The sequence below is a fragment of the Moryella indoligenes genome, assembly GCF_030812885.1.
GTDB classification, from domain to species: Bacteria; Bacillota; Clostridia; order Lachnospirales; family Lachnospiraceae; genus Moryella; species Moryella indoligenes.
Map to the genome: position 1 here is coordinate 73,183 of NZ_JAUSTO010000004.1, position 15,505 is coordinate 88,687.

The window sequence follows — 15,505 nt, forward strand, 5'->3', positions numbered from 1 at the left end:
TACTTCTCGGCACTTATTTTCTCTGCGGCTTCTTTCGCACGGAATAGCCGAAGCTCCCGAGCAGCCGCCCGAGGCTGTAGTACTCTCCGTGAGAGTAGCTCACAAGCTTTGCCCGGGAGAGCTCCAGCTTCCCCTTCTCATTCAAAAGGCTCCTGTCGACATCAACCGCGAGCACTTCCGCGAGAAAGAGGTGATGCGAGCCGAGCGGGAGTATCTCCTTCACGCGGCATTCCAGATTCACCGGGCTCTCTGCGATGAGCGGCGCCTTCACCCTGTGCCCGGGCTCCGGCGTGAGCTTCAGGAGCTCCCACTTGTCCACATCTCTCCCGGATTTCACACCTGCCTCATCTGTCTGCCGCACGAGGGACTCCGTCGTGAGATTGATCACAAACTCTCCGCTCTCCTGAATCATCCGATAGGAGTGACGCTCCGGGCGCACGGAGATCGAGACCATAACCGGATCCGAGCACACAGTACCCGCCCACGCCACGGTAATGATATTCTTATTTCCTTCTCTGTCTGCGCAGCTCACCATCACCGCCGGAACCGGATAGAGAAGATTGCCCGGCTTCCACAACTCTTTTTCCATGTCTCTTTCCCTTTCCTGTACTGCTTTGCGGCTGCTGTCTGCCGCTTCGCGTCCTGCCGCCCGACTCTGCTCTTCCAGCTGCAGCTTTCCGCTTCCCTGTCTTTCTGCCTCTTAGCCCGGTGCTGCCTGTCGATGTCTCCGCTTTTTTCTCCGGCAGCGCCTCGCCCACCGCACGCGCGATGGCCTCCACGACCTGCCGTGTATTCATTCCGGTCTCATCCACCACGATATCCGCATATTTCTCATAGAGCTGCACCCGCTCGTCATAGAGCTGCCTCAGTGTCTGACCAGGCTTTATGCTGACGCCCCGCGCCGTGAGATCCCCGAGCCGCCGCCGTATGGCCGGGTAGGAAAGCTTTAAATAAACCACCTGTCCTAGCTCATGAAAGCGTCGCATGGCCCGCTCCCCGTAGACGATGCTTCCGCCCGGCGCAATCACAGCGCGCTCTGCTTGTATACCGGCATTGATCTCCTCCTCCAGCGCGCGAAAGCCCTCGTCCCCCAGCTCTTGGATGAGCTCCTTCAGAAGCTTTCCCGTCTGTCCCTGAATCAGGAGATCTCCGTCGATAAACTGCCGTCCCGTCTTCTTCGCGAGCACCACGCCGACCGAGCTCTTCCCGCAGGCCGGCATTCCGATGAGGGTAATGCAGCCGCCGCGAACCGCCGCATCAGCCATACAGCTTCTCCGGGTATACACCGTCTGCGATGAGCTTCCGGATCGAGGCCACCACAGTGGGCTTGTCCTCCTTGTAGGTGACACCGAACCAGCGGTCATTCGTCGGAAGCACGCGCACCCTTCCCTTGCCGCTCTTAATGCAGTGATCGATGATGGAAGGCAGGAGATATTCGCTCTTCAGATTCCCGGAATGCGCGGCAAGGAACTCCGGAAAGCCCCGTTCCAGCTCGGACAGGAAGCGCGGCGGAAGTCCCCACATATTCATGGAGACAAACTGCTCCGGCTTGACGCTTCTCGGCGCTCCCGCCTCGTCCTGCGCTCTCAGAACGCCGTCCTCCAGCTGTATATTGTAGGTCTCTGTCACATCCGTGAGCTCCTGTGCTTCGGAGACCTCGCATACACCGCGCGTCACTGCGCCGTTCTCCGAGAGCGTGTTCTTCAGAACAAAGCCCGCCATGCACATGTCATAAATGTCGGCATCCGACCGCATTTCACGCACCATATACTCATGAATCGCGCGGAAGCCCTCCGGACCGTAGTAATCGTCCGCGTTGATTACGAGAAAGGGCTCATTCACCTTTCCGCGGATCGAGAGCACCGCCTGCCCAGTTCCCCACGGCTTTTTACGCCCCTCCGGCACCGTGAAGCCCTCCGGGAGGTCAGAGAGCTCCTGAAACGCGTAGTCCACCTCCATCACCTGCGCAATGCGGTTTCCGATGATCTCCTTGAAATCCTTCTCGAGATCTCTGCGGATAATGAAGACGACCTTCTCAAAGCCTGCCCGCCGCGCGTCGTAGATCGCATAATCCATAATGATCTCGCCGTTCGGGCCCATGGGCTCCAGCTGCTTGATGCCTCCGCCGAAGCGGGAACCGATTCCGGCTGCCATTACTACCAGTGTTGTTTTCATGCCCTGTTCTCCCTCTGAAGACGGCTTGCCTGCCTATCTCTCCTCCGGCCGGAATGCCCCCGGCCCTCTGCCTGTACTGCCTACAGTGTAGCATAAGTGCGCGGAAAATGCGCCGATTGAATCAGCGCCTTCTTAAAAGCTGCGAATCTCGTCGTCCGTGTGGTCCTCACGTATCGAAAGTATCTTAAGCTGATAGCCGCCCAGCTCCGTCTTTACCTGCACTGTATCTCCGACACGGTGGCGCAGCAGGCTCTTCCCGAGCGGCGACTCGATGGAGATGCGGTTCTCCATGGTATCGCCGCGGATCGGCGTCACGATCTTGTAGCTCTCCTTCTCGCCCTCCTCCACAAAGAGCACCTCCACCACCTTGTTCAGACCTACCTCATCCGCCCGGGAATGATCCTCGATCACGGTGGCGCTCTTCAGCATCCGCTCCAGATAGCCGATGCGGCTCTCGTTTCTGTTCTTCTCCCGCTTGGCGGCGTAATACTCGAAGTTCTCGCTCAGATCCCCCTGCGCTCTGGCCTCCTTCACCGCCGCGATGAGCTCCGGGCGGAGTGTGAGCTTTCTGTGCTCGATCTCCTCCCGGATTTTCTGAATATCCGCTCTTGTAAGCTTCTCTCCCATCTCTGCTCCAATCTCTCAGAAGAGCCGCAGCGCCTTCTCAGCGCTGCGGCTCAGTCCATATCCTTCTTTCCGATCCCCAACAATACCTCCGGCTGTGCCGCAGCTCACTGTACCGCGGCGCAGCTCTCTGCCTTCTCCCTGTAGTGATGTGCCTCCTCCAGCATCATATCCTTCACCTTCATGAGGCGTATCTGTGAGCTGCGCTCATTCTCATCAAGCTTCATGGTGATGAACTTGATGGTTCTCTCCATTTGCGGAATGAGCACATGCTCCAGCGCATTGACGCGGCGCCTTGTCTTCTCTATCTCCGAGGCCATGAGCTGACAGCTCTTCTCGCTCTCCGCGAGGGCGAGCATATCCGGCAGAAGCTCCGAGAGCCCGCTCACCGCAGCATCCAGATCCGCAGAGGTGAAGGCAAAGCCGTAGGAATAGATATCGTTGCCGTCACCGGTACGGGTACTTGCACTGTACTGCGGCACATCGACGCTCATGATATTCCTGTAATTCACCTCCAGTGTGAGCTCCTGACGCGGCTTCATGAAGGCGACGCGCACGGCTTCATCCGACATCGAGGCGCCGGCGAGCGCAAAGCTCGCATTCGTCTCCCGTATGCCCTGCTCCACCTTCTCGCGAAGTGCCTTGTTTTTTCGCACCAGCTCCAGAAACTGCCGCATCAGCTCGTCCCGCTTATCCTTCAGGAGCTTGTGTCCCCGGCGTGCGGTCATAAGCTTCCGCTTTGTCCGGGTGAGCTCCATCCGGGTGGGGTTCACTGTCTTACCCGCCATTCCTAAACCTTCCTTCCTGTCGCCGCACTGCGCGGTCTAAGCAGAGCATCCCGGCCCTGCTCCCTTTTTGCAATGCGCGCTCACTGCTGCACGTAGTACTCATCGAGATACTGATCCTTGATGCGCTTCAGCTCCGTTCTCGGGAGTATGCTGAGCAGCTTCCAGCCGATAGAGAGCGTCTCCTCTATGCTGCGGTTTGTCCGGTAGCCCTGATTCACATACTCATTCTCGAAGGCATCCGCAAACTTCGCATACAGCTTCTCTATGTCCGTGAGGGCTGCATCGCCCAGTATCACCGCGAGCTCCTTTGCGTCCTTTCCGCGGGAATAGGCCGCAAAGAGCTGGTTCATGGTGTCCGCGTGGTCCTCTCTCGTCTTCCCTTTCCCGATCCCCTTGTCCTTCAGTCTGGAGAGACTCGGCAGCACATCGATCGGCGGCTCCAGTCCCTTTCTGTAGAGCTCACGGCTCAGAATGATCTGCCCCTCCGTGATATAGCCCGTGAGGTCCGGAATAGGGTGAGTCTTATCGTCCTCCGGCATGGAGAGTATGGGAATCAGGGTGATGGAGCCCGGCTTTCCCTTCTGACGTCCCGCTCTCTCATAGAGGGAGGCGAGATCCGTGTACATATAACCCGGATAGCCGCGGCGACCCGGAACCTCTTTTCGCGCCGCAGAGATCTCGCGGAGCGCATCCGCGTAGTTTGTGATATCCGTCATGATAACCAGCACGTGCATGCCCTTCTCAAAAGCAAGGTATTCCGCTGCGGTCAGCGCCATGCGCGGCGTCGAGATGCGCTCGACTGCCGGATCGTTTGCCAGATTGATGAAGAGCACCGCGCGGTCGATCGCGCCGGTCTCCTTGAAGCTCTGAATGAAGTAATTGGACTCATCAAAGGTGATGCCCATGGCCGCAAACACGACTGCAAAGGGCTCATCTGTCCCGATCACCTTCGCCTGACGCGCGATCTGCGCGGCGAGCTGCGCATGCGGCAGTCCCGAGCCGGAGAAAATGGGAAGCTTCTGTCCGCGCACCAGTGTGTTCAGGCCGTCAATCGCGGAGACTCCGGTCTGAATAAACTCCGCCGGGTACTCACGCGCCGCCGGATTCATGGCAAGTCCGTTGATATCCCTGCGCTCATCCGGAAGGATCTCCGGACCGCCGTCGATCGGACGTCCCATGCCGTCAAAGACACGGCTCAGCATATCCTCGGAGACGCCGAGCTCCATGCTCCGCCCGAGGAAGCGCACCTTACTGGACTCCAGGTTCAGACCGGTGGAGCTCTCAAAGAGCTGCACCAGCGCGTTTCCGCCGTCGATCTCCAGCACCTTGCAGCGGCGCTTCTCGCCGTCTGCAAGCTCTATCTCTCCCAGTTCATCGTAAGCGACCCCGCTGACGCCCCGCACCAGCATCAGCGGTCCCGCAACCTCTTCTATTGTTCTGTATTCCTTCGGCATTTCGCTCCGTCCTCCTTTAAACAGCCTCGCTCATTTCCTGCCTGAGCTGTGCAAGGACTGCCTCATATTCCTGATCCAGCCTGTCCTCCGTCGTGTACTTGTAGCGGCCGATCTGCTCCCGGACCGGCAGCGCGGCGAGCCTGTTCACATCCGCGCCCCGCTCCAGCGCCTCTCTCCCCTCGTCGTAGTAGGCGAGAATGAGCTGCATCAGGAGATGCTGCTTCTTTAAGGAGGAGTAGGTATCCACGTCGTGGAAGGCGTTCTGATGCAGATAGTCCTCGCGAATGGAGCGCGCCGCCTCCATCTTTAAGCGATCCGGTGCGGAGAGCGCATCCATTCCGACGAGCTGCACCATCTCATTCAGCGCATCCTCCTCAGTGAGCAGGAGCATCAGCCGGGCGCGAAGCTTCATCCAGTCGCTGCCCTCAACATGCTCATTGAACCATTTTCCCAGATTCTCAAGGTAGAGGGAGTAGGAGCTGAGCCAGTTGATTGCCGGGAAATGTCGCTTGTAGGCGAGTGCGGCATCCAAACTCCAGAAGACCTTCACCACGCGAAGCGTCGCCTGCGTGACAGGCTCCGAGATGTCGCCGCCCGCCGGGGATACCGCACCGATCACGGACAGCGCGCCCTCTCTCCCCTCGCTTCCGAGCGTCGTCACTCTGCCTGCTCTCTCGTAGAACTGCGCGAGGCGGGATCCCAGATAGGCGGGATAGCCCTCCTCGCCCGGCATCTCCTCCAGACGGCCGGACATCTCGCGGAGCGCCTCCGCCCAGCGGGAGGTGGAATCGGCCATCAGCGCCACGGAGTAGCCCATATCCCGGAAATACTCCGCAATGGTGATACCCGTGTAGATACTCGCCTCACGCGCCGCAACCGGCATATCAGAGGTATTTGCAATCAGAACGGTTCTCTGCATCAGAGACTCGCCCGTCCGCGGGTCCTTCAGCTCCGGGAACTCATTCAGAACATCCGTCATTTCATTGCCGCGCTCACCGCAGCCGATATACACGACGATATCCGCATCCGCCCACTTTGCGAGCTGATGCTGCACGACCGTCTTGCCTGAGCCGAACGGCCCCGGAACCGCCGCGACACCGCCCTTTGCGATCGGGAACATGGTGTCGATCACTCGCTGACCGGTGATAAGCGGCGTAGAGAGAGATTTCTTCTCCCTGTAGGGACGTTCGCGACGCACCGGCCACCTCTGCATGAGCGTGAGGCTGTGCTCCGCGCCCTTCTCGTCCTCAATCACCGCAATCTCCTGCTCAACGGTATAGGAGCCGGAGCTGATGCTCTTTAAGATGAGCGTACCTGCATAAACCGGCGGGATCATGATCTTCTGCAGCACGGTCGCCGTCTCCTGCACGGTTCCGATCACATCGCCCGCGACCAGACGGTCCCCCGGCTTCGCCGTTGCCACGAACTCCCATACTCTGTCCCGCTTCAGCGAAGGAACCTCGACCCCGCGCTTTAAAAGATTGCCGCCTGTGACCTTCAGGATATCGTCCAGCGGTCTCTGAATCCCGTCATAAATGCTGCCGATCAGTCCCGGTCCGAGTTCCACGCTCATGGGTACTCCCGTGCTCTCCACCGGTGCGCCCGGCGCGAGACCGGAGGTCTCCTCGTAGACCTGAATCGAAGCCAGTTCACCGTGCATCTCGATGATTTCGCCGATCAGCCTCTGGTCGCTGACGCGGCACACGTCAAACATGTTTGCGTCACGCATCCCCTCCGCGACCACAAGCGGCCCGGCGACTTTCTTGATCGTTCCTCTGCTCATGCTGCTATTCCTCCAATTTTGATGGCTGCAGGGTGCTTTTGCCTCCGGCAGTCACTGACTCGTCTCAGTTGTTCCCGAAGATGATATCGGAACCGACTGCCTGCTCCACGGAGCGCTTCACCGCGCGTATTCCCTCCCCGGTATTGCCTGAAATTCCCGGAATGAGTATCACCGCCGGCATGGGCTCTGTCCGCAGCGCATCGATCGTCTCCGGGATCCTTGCCGCGAGCGCTTCCGTGATGTACACGACTGCAAAACCCTGCTCCTTCAAAAGAAGCAGCTTCTTTGCAGCGTCCTCCGGAGAGGCGCCGTCCTCATTGACTGTCGTGAGTCCCAGCGCGCCGAAGCCGTAGATTGAATCCCAGTCTCCCATCACCGCGACCTTATACATACATCTCCCTCACTCTCTCCCGTATCACGCCCTCTTCCATCCGGTTTCGTTTCCCGGAGAGGATGATGCGGACGGTCCGTATCTCATTCTCCCGCGCCAGAATAAATGCCGCAAGCGGTCCCGGACCAAAGGAATTGTACAGCTGCGGACGTATGCTCCGGATCACGGAATTGTCGCACCAGCGCTCAAAGGCGGATGGGCTCTTCTTCAGCTCCCCTACCGCATCCGCATAGTCTGTGTGCTCCAGATAGGAGCAGATCGCCTCCATGCCGCTCATCGCCGCCTCTGTCAGCTGAGACAGGTTCAGTGTCTCGCAGGGCGCGAGGGCATGCTGAAGAAACTCTCTGTCCTTCCCTGTGCGGCAGGCGCGAACAGCCGTCTTAATATTCGCAGCTGCACAGCGCAGCTCACCGTAATGCGCCAGCAGCTCCTCACCGCTGCGCTTTCCGGCCTCCCTCATGTCAATCAGCGCCGCCCGGTCCAGCACACAGTCACAGAGCTGTCCGTCTCCTGTCTTGAGAAGAAGCTCCATCGCCTCCGCCCCCGCTGCCGCCATCTGCTTCGGCAGCGCGGAGAAATCATGTGTCTCTGCCGCCTCCCGTATGAGCTGCGCCGGGATCACACCGTCCTCCACATAGATCCCCGGAATATGCGTCTCCGAGCAGCTGTCCTTGACTGCGGCCTTCAGGTTGTGATAATCACTTTCACAGCGAAATACATCAAATATCTCCATCTGCCCGCCGGTCAGCTCAGAGATCAGCGCCCAGGTCTTTCTCCGCTCCTCAGAGAGCACGGTCCCTGCGTCCTGTCCCGCGGATCCCCAGCCATGTTCATTCAGGAGCTTCAGACCGGCAGCTTCATCCGGCAGCGCGAGCAGCTGCTCAAGAAACGCAGCGGAGAGGAGCGAGAGCTCCTTCGCACGTATGCGCGCAACCGCATATACAAAATCATTTTCTGGCATATTCTGTCTCCTGTCTCACGCTCCTCAGAACAGTATCCTGTGTATCCTGTCCTGAAGCTGCTCCCTCTTCTCTGCAAACACGGCATCAAAGGAGCCATTCTCCTCCACCCCGTCATAATCCAGCAAAAAGCCGCTCTCAATCTCCGCAGGGCGCTCCGATACAGAGAGCTCCGCCCCCGCCGGCAGCAGCTTCTTGAGCCGCTCTGCAAAATCCGCCGGAAGACACTTTCTGTCCGACTCTGAAAAACGGATCTCTCCACGCTCGCCGCCATGCGCGGCGGCCGCGCTCATCTTAAGAATGAGTGCGAAATATTTCTCTGCCGGAAGCTCCCGCACGGCCTGTTTCGCCGCAAGCATCACCTCCGAAATCAGCTCCTGCTTCGCAGAGAGAAGCGCCCGTCTTCTCTGAAGCTCCGCAGTAGAGCGGGTTCTCTCCCCCGCCTCCGCGATGCGCGCCGCACTCTCCCTCTCTATCCTCTCGCACTGTGTCCTGGCCTCGGCCTCCGCTTCCTCAGCAACTGCCGCTGCCTGAGACCTCGCCTGCCTTAAGACCGCCTCCGCCGCCTCTCTGGACTCCGTGCGAATGTCCTCAATGATCTTTTCAAGCCCTGTCATATCGTTCCCTTTCAAGAAATCCCTCTGTCCGCTTCATCCGGCTCAGACATTCAGGGCGCCGACGCCGAAAATCGCAAGGATGGAAATGAGCAATGCAAGAATTGCATAGGTCTCAACCATCGCCGGGAATATCATCGCCTTACCGAACTGATCCGGTCTCTTCGAGACAAGGCCTATGGAAGCCACTGCCGCCTTGCCCTGCGCAATCGCAGAAAAGAGGCCCACTACACCCATGGGAAGGCAGGCCGCAAGGTACAGAAGTCCCTTCGCGAGAGACATGTCTGCACTTCCGCCCATCACACCGATCTGGGTCATGGTGATGAAGGCAATCAGCAGGCCATAGATACCCTGGGTTCCCGGAAGCAGCTGCAGAATCAGAACCTGACTGAACTTATTCGGATCCTCCGTCGTGACACCTGCTGCCGCCTGACCGGCAATTCCTACGCCCTTTGCGCTTCCGACGCCGGAAAGAAGTGCGGACAATGCAGCTCCAAGCAATGCAAATGCAACTCCCAAGCTACTCATAATCATAGATCCTCCTTGAATTTGAAGTATTTCGTATTAACAGCAAACGGCGCAAATCTGCGTCCGCCACCTTCATAAAATTTGCCGAAGAACTCGACATAAGTGAGACGGTTCGTGTGGACGTAGGCGCCCAGCGCGTTGATCAGTATATTCATCGTGTGGCCAATGAAGAACACCAGAACAAAGACAATCATACCGAACAGATTTCCGCCGAGCATGGAGCCCATCTTATTGAAAACCTGCGCGATAACGCCCGTCGCAAGACCGAGCGCCATGAGTCTCGAATAGGAGAGGATATCACTCAGATATCCACTGACTCCATAGAGCGAGTAAAGTCCGGAGCCGAGACGCGCGCCGATATTTTTGCTCTCTCTTCCGCCGGTCAGCACGATCCCCACCGCGCCGACAATTGCGCACCACTTTGCCGGCTCCGCCATCACTGCGTTCCATGGGGCGATGCCGAACATATCCGCGGCCATCTGCTGCGTCATGAGAAGGACGATGAGTCCTCCCACGAGAAGGTACCAGAACACCACATCAAACACCGCTCCGGCATAGTCCTTCTTCCGTATGCAGATCCAGAGCTTGCAGCCGAGTCCCACAAAGAGGTGAATAATCGCAATCGCAAAACAGACGACCAGCATCTTCATCGGTGCGTTGATCGGTTCCATCCACAGTGCGCCAAGTCTTAAGTCTGGGCGGTGGAAGAAGGTCGTTGCGATCACATTGACCGCGTCCCCAAAGAAGGATCCGAAGAGAAAGCCCGCAACCGTCGTCGCGATTCCGCAGTAGAAGAAGAGACGTATGTTGCGCTTCAGCCCCTTCTCCATATTTGGATATTTCCTGAGCAGCAGCCCTGTTGCCGTCGCCATGATGATGCCATAGGCCGCATCGCTCAGCATGATGCCATACAGGATATAATAAAACAGCGCCACGATGAAGCTCGGATCAAAGGAATCCGCCGCCGGAATCGCGTAGCCCTCCACAATGCTCTCACAGGGCTCCGCAAAGAGATTGTTCTTAAGCAGCACAGGAGTCTCCTTTGCGTCCTCCGGCTCCTCAAATTCCAGTACGGCGTCATACGGGGATAATGCCGCCTGAAGCGCTGCTTCCTTCTGCTCCGGCAGATAACCGCTCACCAGGAAGGTACGTCTGCTCTGCGACAGTGTACTGAGCAGCTGATACTTCTCTGCGCGAAGCGTATAACAGTCCGCCGCGAAGCGTATTGCCTCCCGGTGCTCCGCTTTTTCCCGAAGCGCCTGCTCTGTGTCCTCCTTCTCTCTCTGCAGCCGGCTTTTCTCCTCCGTCACAGCTGCACTCTGCGCCGCCGGGTTCACATCGGACGCCGGGGGGCGCGCAAAGCCGAGCTTCCGGAGCGCTGTGAAGACCTGATCTCCGTCCTTCTTTCCACAGACCACAAAGATACAGGTCTGCTCCTTCGCTGCGCTCACAATATTCGCATCAAAAGCCGTATCCGGAAGCGCTGCGCTGAGCTTCTCTGTCAGCTCCTCAAGATGTACTTCATGCGGCAGTGTGCCTGTAAAGACGGCTGTCTTCTCCGTCCCGACATAGCTCAGCGGGAGATCGTACAGCAGCCAGGGCTGCAGCGCGATGAGCTGCTGCTCCAGCTTTGGAAGCTCCGCCGCGAGCTCCGCGTGCCGCTTCTCGAGCCCCAGTATCTCCTCACAGTGCGCGAGGGCTTCCTCACAGTGCACTGCGCGCCGCCGGTACTCCTCCTCCGTGAGAACCTCCCGTCCCGCGAAGCTGTCCAGCATACCGCTCTTCTCCGGAGCCCAGAGCTCCAGCACAGAGAGTGCGCGCTGTGCGGTCTGCGCCTTCTGTCTCAGCAGAAGAACTGTCTCGCTGGTGTCCTCTCTCCGGAACACCTCGTCCTCCTCGCCTCCCGGAGCTACCTCCATGAGCTCCATGCGCTGCAGGAGCTCGAGTATGGACTTGCGATCCCGCTTCTTTGCGAGTATCACCGCCCGCTTCATCTTCATAATTGCCATAAAACGCCGCTCCTTTCCGCCGCGCTTATTCCGTCAGGGACTGAAGCACGCTCTCCACAGCCTCCGGAAGCTTCTTCTCCGCGCGATTTTTCAGCAGCTGGATCTCTGCCTCCGTCTCCTTCTGTTTTTCAGAGAGAAGCGCTGCATTCTCCTGCTCTGCGATCTGCATTGCCTCCGCAGCCTGCGCCGCAGCCTCCTCCACCTTCTTTTCTATCAGGGCCTTTGCCTCCTCCTGCGCTTTTCGGAGCAGCTCTCTGGCCTGTCTCTCTGCTTCTGCCTCTGCATGCACAGTTTCCTGCTCTGCTCTGCGAATCGCATCTATTGTTTCCTTCGCCATTTTGTCTCCCTCCGTTCTCCTCAGGCTGTATTGCCTTCGCCCTCGGAAAAAGCATATGCATTTATTTTAGCACATCAATATGCCCCCGTAAACTTTACGGGGGCACACAGTATTGGCTGTTTTGTCCATTTTTAACACACGCACAGCGCTCCTGTTTATTTTCTGCGCACATCAGCTGGCATTTTTCACTTAAAATACTGCTCGATTCCGTCTGCCAGTCCCTCGGCAAGTGTATCCAGTGTCCCTGTGCTGTGATCCGAGACCTTATCCCCGAGCTCTATATCCACGCTCGGAACCGTGGAGTAGGAGGTCTGTGTGAGATCCATATCCATCGTTCCGTCACCGTAGATTCTGACGCCGCGGCCCTTCAGTCCCGCGATGAGCTCCGCACCGAAGCGCTCACTCTTCTGCCAGGTGGAGGCGACCGGTTCCATGGACTTCAGCGCATCGGGAACGCTCATGAAGAAGGCGCCCTTATCCGAGCTTGTGGCATCCCAGTGTATCGCGACGTGACAGCTCGCGTAATTGTTTGCGAGCACCGTGCGGGCGATATTGTCCAGCTGGACATCGCTTCCTTCCCGTATCATCAGCACGCTGTAGCCGCGGGCGAGAAGCTTCTTCTTAAGAAGCTGCGCCTCCTTCAGATTCACCACATGCTCCGGCGTTCCGTCCGCAAAATCCATCCCGGAGGAGACCGCCATGGACTGCACCATGCCGTGCGCATTGGTTCCGCCTGTCACCTTTCCGCTCCCGTCCGGATGCGACTGCGTCTTCACGGACGCACCGCCCTTTGTGCCGTGACCGGCATTTACCGCGATCACGATATCTCCGTGCGCCCCCTTCGTGTTCCGGTAGAGCTGCGCCGCGCCGCTGTGGATCTTTGAAAACTCCGCATAGCGAAGGCCGTCCGTCAGCGTGATCTCTGAGACAGTGACCCCCGCCGGAAGCTCTGCCGCAGCACCCTCTGTCGCGCCGGCTCCGGCGGTCGACGCCGTCCCGGCCGCGGGAACCGTCTCCGTGAGATAGCGTCGCGCCACATAACTGCTGCTTCCGTTCAGCTCAATCCGCGCCCACTCGCCATCAAGTCCCGTCACCTTCACCGCCTCACCTCTGTAGAGCTCTCCCCGGACTGCGCCGGAGAGACTTGGCTCTGCGCGCACATTCAGCGCGCTCGCCGCCACATACATGGTCTGACGCACAGCTGTGAAGCCTGCCGCCTGCGCGCTCACGGCGAGTGCCGCGGAAAGAAGCGCAGCCGTCCCGACCACCGCCCAGTGATTATTTCTCTTCATCTCAACTCCCCCTCCTATTCCAGAACGATGGTCTGTGTCTCCGGCAGCTGCCGCCAAGACGCCCTAAACTCTCCCGCTGCAGCCGCTCCCGTCTCTGAATATGCTGTATATACTGACTCAAACTGACTCTCCGGTGCCTGCGCGACGTAGAGCCCGCCCCTCGCATAGAGACGCAGTATGCCCTTCATCGCCTCCGGATCCATGGCGACGCAGCCGGCAGTGGAGGGCTTTCCGGCCTTCGTGCAATGCAGAAAGAGCGCCGTTCCTGTTCCGGGCTGCGCCCGGTCCCTGTTGAAGCCGGAATTCAGCGCATAATCGTAGATCGTCGTGGCCCAGTCCGCCCAGAGCCGCTCTCCCTTCTGCGCAGCGATATCGCCATTCGTCTCCAGGCGGTTGCTCATATCCGACCAGAACTGTTTTCGCGCACTCCGTGAGATCTGTATGTAGTCCGCCGGAAAACCCGGCTCCGCAGCTTTCAGACCAAAGGGAGTGTCCGCCTTCCACAGTCCGATCGGTGTACTGCCGTCCCCCGAGTGACGATGGTTTGACATGCCTCCCCAGCCATACACTGCCGCAGACTGGATTTTCTCTGTCCAGCTTCCCTCCGTATTCTTTGTAAAGACTGTGACCCGCGCGCGGTTCCAGAGCTTTGGATCCGCAGTATACTCTGCCTGATAGACACTCCGTCCGCCATTCACCGCAAAGCCCTCCACGACAACGAGCGCCCGGGCATCCTCCGGCAGCACAAAGCGGGACGGCTCAAAGCTCAGCTCCGCAAAGCGCTGCTCCGCCTGCGCCGTATTTTTCGTGACGACAGCCGCTTCTGCACTGTCGCTCCCAAGCAGCAGCGCCCCGCAGAGCAGTGCCCCCGCCGCCAGATATCTGATTCCGATGTTCTTTTTCCGCATTCCAGTCTCCCCTGCATATGAGCTTATACTGTGACGTATACGTCTCAGCTGCTTTCACGTATTTATTACACTTTACTTTAGCGCAAAGCAGACGGCAAGTGTTTGCTTCTTTCTTTTCATTTCCGGTCGGTTTTATGAACCGAACGCTCCTCTCGTTGACTGCCGGCGGGAAATCCCTATACTTATCTTTAAGAAGAATTTTCCCGCCCGATAAAGGGGACAGGTGCATATTCAGCAGAACAAGGACAGCGGGATATCTGTATTTGAGAGGAACACGTCCCTCACAAACGCAGGTACGCAGTAAAACACGTGCAGAGAGGAGAGACATGGAGCAGAACTACAAGCTCACGATCAGCTATGACGGCAGCCGCTACTTCGGCTGGGAGCACCAGAAAAGCACAGAGAACACCATACAGGGCAAGCTGGAGACAGTTCTCGCCAGAATGCTCCTCGCGGATCGAGAGGAAAGCAAAACAGAAGCTCACAACACAGACTCAGTCAATAAGACAGCGCAGACGGAAGCATTACCCGCAGTCAGTGTAACAGGCGCCGGAAGAACCGACGCAGGCGTCCACGCGAAAGCCATGATCGCGAGCGTTCGCCTGGACACGCCGCGCAGCGAGGCAGAAATTCAGGACTACATGAATCGCTATCTCCCGGAGGATATCAGCGTGGACGGTCTGCGACGCGCCGCGGAGCGCTTTCACGCCCGCTACTCGGCAGTCGGAAAGACCTACTGCTACAGCTGCTACGCCGGAAATGCAAAGCCGGTGTTCGAGAGAAAATATCTGACGCTGCTGGAGCAGATGCCGGATGTCTCCCGCATGAGAGAAGCCGCCGCACTGCTCACCGGAACGCACGATTTCCGGAGCTTCTGCGGAAATCCGCGGATGAAAAAATCCACAGTCCGCACTGTGGATTCCATAGAGATACGCGTATCCGGTCCCTATCTCCGCATGTACTTTCACGGCAACGGCTTCCTGCAGCACATGGTGCGCATCCTAAGCGGCACGCTTCTGGAGGTGGGCTTTGGAAAGCGCAGCCCGGAGGAAATGTCTGCGATTCTGGCGGCCAGGGACCGCACTGCCGCAGGCTACACGGCCCCCGCGCAGGGACTCTGCCTCATCCGGGTGGATTACTGACGCGGCAGATACCCATGCCATGCCATGCCATGCCAAAACAGGAGTATAGGACTCCAGGAATAAAAAGTGTCGGGTCTCCACCAAGATAAGCGACACTGAAGCTGAAAAACCATTTCCACCTACCTTTTGTGGTGGATGGAAAACCGACTACATCATGAAGCAAGTATATACTCATGCCATGCAGAAAGACGTGAAAGAAAAAGCCGAGAAATCCGGTGCAGAGCCGGGGGCAATTCTGGGGCAAAATGATTTCCCAAACCGCAATAAAAATGTTTCATCGACCGGAGACGATGTTCCATATATGAGACCGCAAAGTTTTATAAACACCACAAAAAAAGAGCAACAGCCTTAAAACCGTTACTCTCTCGTTAAAGCGATAGACGGGGCTCGAACCCGCGGTCTCGACCTTGGCAAGGTCGCGCGTTACCAACTACGCCACTATCGCACGTGCCGTTCTTTACGACACAAAGATATTATCATATTTTTACTGTCACGTAAAGT

General features: G+C 58.0%; 17 protein-coding genes and 1 tRNA gene. 2 read left to right on the forward strand and 16 right to left on the reverse strand.

Annotation, left to right across the window (positions count from 1 at the left end):
* Positions 1-13 precede the first annotated feature (13 nt).
* The 15 genes from J2S20_RS04185 to J2S20_RS04255 form a co-directional block, all read right to left on the reverse strand.
* Entirely contained in the window at positions 14-589 is a 576-nt protein-coding gene (locus J2S20_RS04185) for a flavin reductase family protein (RefSeq protein WP_307253523.1), read from the reverse strand.
* On the reverse strand, positions 504-1,265 hold the full coding sequence (locus J2S20_RS04190) for a shikimate kinase (RefSeq protein WP_307253525.1): 762 nt from the start codon (positions 1,263-1,265) through the stop codon (positions 504-506). The genes J2S20_RS04185 and J2S20_RS04190 overlap by 86 nt, the downstream gene beginning before the upstream one ends.
* Positions 1,258-2,175 (reverse strand): nucleotidyltransferase family protein, encoded by a 918-nt coding sequence (locus J2S20_RS04195; protein ID WP_307253526.1) that lies wholly within the window; start codon positions 2,173-2,175, stop codon positions 1,258-1,260. The genes J2S20_RS04190 and J2S20_RS04195 overlap by 8 nt, the downstream gene beginning before the upstream one ends.
* 132 nt (positions 2,176-2,307) lie before the next feature.
* On the reverse strand, positions 2,308-2,802 hold the full coding sequence (greA, locus tag J2S20_RS04200; RefSeq protein ID WP_307253530.1) for a transcription elongation factor GreA: 495 nt from the start codon (positions 2,800-2,802) through the stop codon (positions 2,308-2,310).
* Between the two features lie 104 nt (positions 2,803-2,906).
* Complete coding sequence (locus J2S20_RS04205; RefSeq protein WP_307253533.1) at positions 2,907-3,587, reverse strand: V-type ATP synthase subunit D; 681 nt, start codon at positions 3,585-3,587, stop codon at positions 2,907-2,909.
* A gap of 80 nt (positions 3,588-3,667) precedes the next feature.
* Positions 3,668-5,041: a V-type ATP synthase subunit B gene (locus tag J2S20_RS04210; protein WP_307253536.1), complete on the reverse strand. Its 1,374-nt coding sequence runs from the start codon at positions 5,039-5,041 to the stop codon at positions 3,668-3,670.
* A 16-nt stretch (positions 5,042-5,057) separates the two neighbouring features.
* Positions 5,058-6,824, reverse strand: a complete 1,767-nt coding sequence (locus tag J2S20_RS04215) for a V-type ATP synthase subunit A (RefSeq protein ID WP_106611213.1) — start codon at positions 6,822-6,824, stop codon at positions 5,058-5,060.
* Between the two features lie 64 nt (positions 6,825-6,888).
* A complete protein-coding gene (locus J2S20_RS04220; RefSeq protein ID WP_106611212.1) occupies positions 6,889-7,215 on the reverse strand; it encodes a V-type ATP synthase subunit F in 327 nt (108 codons plus the stop codon).
* Complete coding sequence (locus J2S20_RS04225; RefSeq protein ID WP_307253541.1) at positions 7,208-8,176, reverse strand: V-type ATPase subunit; 969 nt, start codon at positions 8,174-8,176, stop codon at positions 7,208-7,210. The genes J2S20_RS04220 and J2S20_RS04225 overlap by 8 nt, the downstream gene beginning before the upstream one ends.
* A gap of 24 nt (positions 8,177-8,200) precedes the next feature.
* Complete coding sequence (locus J2S20_RS04230) at positions 8,201-8,791, reverse strand: V-type ATP synthase subunit E (protein WP_146137113.1); 591 nt, start codon at positions 8,789-8,791, stop codon at positions 8,201-8,203.
* Positions 8,792-8,833: 42 nt separating this feature from the next.
* Positions 8,834-9,316, reverse strand: a complete 483-nt coding sequence (locus tag J2S20_RS04235) for a V-type ATP synthase subunit K (RefSeq protein WP_106611702.1) — start codon at positions 9,314-9,316, stop codon at positions 8,834-8,836.
* Between the two features lie 2 nt (positions 9,317-9,318).
* On the reverse strand, positions 9,319-11,325 hold the full coding sequence (locus J2S20_RS04240; RefSeq protein ID WP_307253545.1) for a V-type ATP synthase subunit I: 2,007 nt from the start codon (positions 11,323-11,325) through the stop codon (positions 9,319-9,321).
* A 25-nt stretch (positions 11,326-11,350) separates the two neighbouring features.
* Positions 11,351-11,662 carry a hypothetical protein gene (locus tag J2S20_RS04245; RefSeq protein WP_106611208.1) on the reverse strand — a complete coding sequence of 104 codons (312 nt, stop codon included), beginning with the start codon at positions 11,660-11,662 and terminating at the stop codon, positions 11,351-11,353.
* Between the two features lie 185 nt (positions 11,663-11,847).
* The gene (locus tag J2S20_RS04250) at positions 11,848-12,954 is read right to left on the reverse strand and encodes an N-acetylmuramoyl-L-alanine amidase (RefSeq protein WP_307253548.1); all 1,107 of its coding nucleotides are present in this window, start codon (positions 12,952-12,954) and stop codon (positions 11,848-11,850) included.
* A gap of 14 nt (positions 12,955-12,968) precedes the next feature.
* On the reverse strand, positions 12,969-13,862 hold the full coding sequence (locus J2S20_RS04255) for a L,D-transpeptidase family protein (RefSeq protein ID WP_307253551.1): 894 nt from the start codon (positions 13,860-13,862) through the stop codon (positions 12,969-12,971).
* Between the two features lie 326 nt (positions 13,863-14,188).
* On the opposite strand from J2S20_RS04255, the gene truA reads away from it, so the two are divergent.
* Positions 14,189-15,004, forward strand: coding sequence for a tRNA pseudouridine(38-40) synthase TruA (gene truA / locus J2S20_RS04260; RefSeq protein WP_307253552.1), 816 nt, complete (start codon positions 14,189-14,191; stop codon positions 15,002-15,004).
* 154 nt (positions 15,005-15,158) lie between these two features.
* Complete coding sequence (locus J2S20_RS04265; RefSeq protein ID WP_307253555.1) at positions 15,159-15,356, forward strand: hypothetical protein; 198 nt, start codon at positions 15,159-15,161, stop codon at positions 15,354-15,356.
* 20 nt (positions 15,357-15,376) lie between these two features.
* Here J2S20_RS04265 and J2S20_RS04270 read toward each other — a convergent pair.
* Positions 15,377-15,449, reverse strand: a tRNA-Gly gene (locus J2S20_RS04270).
* Positions 15,450-15,505: the final 56 nt, after the last annotated feature.

Excerpts from the sequence above, each read along its gene's own strand:
- J2S20_RS04185 (WP_307253523.1), bottom strand. The coding sequence starts at position 589 with ATGGAAAAAGAGTTGTGGAAGCCGGGCAATCTTCTCTATCCGGTTCCG.
- J2S20_RS04190 (WP_307253525.1), bottom strand. The coding sequence starts at position 1,265 with ATGGCTGATGCGGCGGTTCGCGGCGGCTGCATTACCCTCATCGGAATG.
- J2S20_RS04195 (WP_307253526.1), bottom strand. The coding sequence starts at position 2,175 with ATGAAAACAACACTGGTAGTAATGGCAGCCGGAATCGGTTCCCGCTTC.
- greA (WP_307253530.1), bottom strand. The coding sequence starts at position 2,802 with ATGGGAGAGAAGCTTACAAGAGCGGATATTCAGAAAATCCGGGAGGAG.
- J2S20_RS04205 (WP_307253533.1), bottom strand. The coding sequence starts at position 3,587 with ATGGCGGGTAAGACAGTGAACCCCACCCGGATGGAGCTCACCCGGACA.
- J2S20_RS04210 (WP_307253536.1), bottom strand. The coding sequence starts at position 5,041 with ATGCCGAAGGAATACAGAACAATAGAAGAGGTTGCGGGACCGCTGATG.
- J2S20_RS04215 (WP_106611213.1), bottom strand. The coding sequence starts at position 6,824 with ATGAGCAGAGGAACGATCAAGAAAGTCGCCGGGCCGCTTGTGGTCGCG.
- J2S20_RS04220 (WP_106611212.1), bottom strand. The coding sequence starts at position 7,215 with ATGTATAAGGTCGCGGTGATGGGAGACTGGGATTCAATCTACGGCTTC.
- J2S20_RS04225 (WP_307253541.1), bottom strand. The coding sequence starts at position 8,176 with ATGCCAGAAAATGATTTTGTATATGCGGTTGCGCGCATACGTGCGAAG.
- J2S20_RS04230 (WP_146137113.1), bottom strand. The coding sequence starts at position 8,791 with ATGACAGGGCTTGAAAAGATCATTGAGGACATTCGCACGGAGTCCAGA.
- J2S20_RS04235 (WP_106611702.1), bottom strand. The coding sequence starts at position 9,316 with ATGAGTAGCTTGGGAGTTGCATTTGCATTGCTTGGAGCTGCATTGTCC.
- J2S20_RS04240 (WP_307253545.1), bottom strand. The coding sequence starts at position 11,325 with ATGGCAATTATGAAGATGAAGCGGGCGGTGATACTCGCAAAGAAGCGG.
- J2S20_RS04245 (WP_106611208.1), bottom strand. The coding sequence starts at position 11,662 with ATGGCGAAGGAAACAATAGATGCGATTCGCAGAGCAGAGCAGGAAACT.
- J2S20_RS04250 (WP_307253548.1), bottom strand. The coding sequence starts at position 12,954 with ATGAAGAGAAATAATCACTGGGCGGTGGTCGGGACGGCTGCGCTTCTT.
- J2S20_RS04255 (WP_307253551.1), bottom strand. The coding sequence starts at position 13,862 with ATGCGGAAAAAGAACATCGGAATCAGATATCTGGCGGCGGGGGCACTG.
- truA (WP_307253552.1), top strand. The coding sequence starts at position 14,189 with ATGGAGCAGAACTACAAGCTCACGATCAGCTATGACGGCAGCCGCTAC.
- J2S20_RS04265 (WP_307253555.1), top strand. The coding sequence starts at position 15,159 with ATGAAGCAAGTATATACTCATGCCATGCAGAAAGACGTGAAAGAAAAA.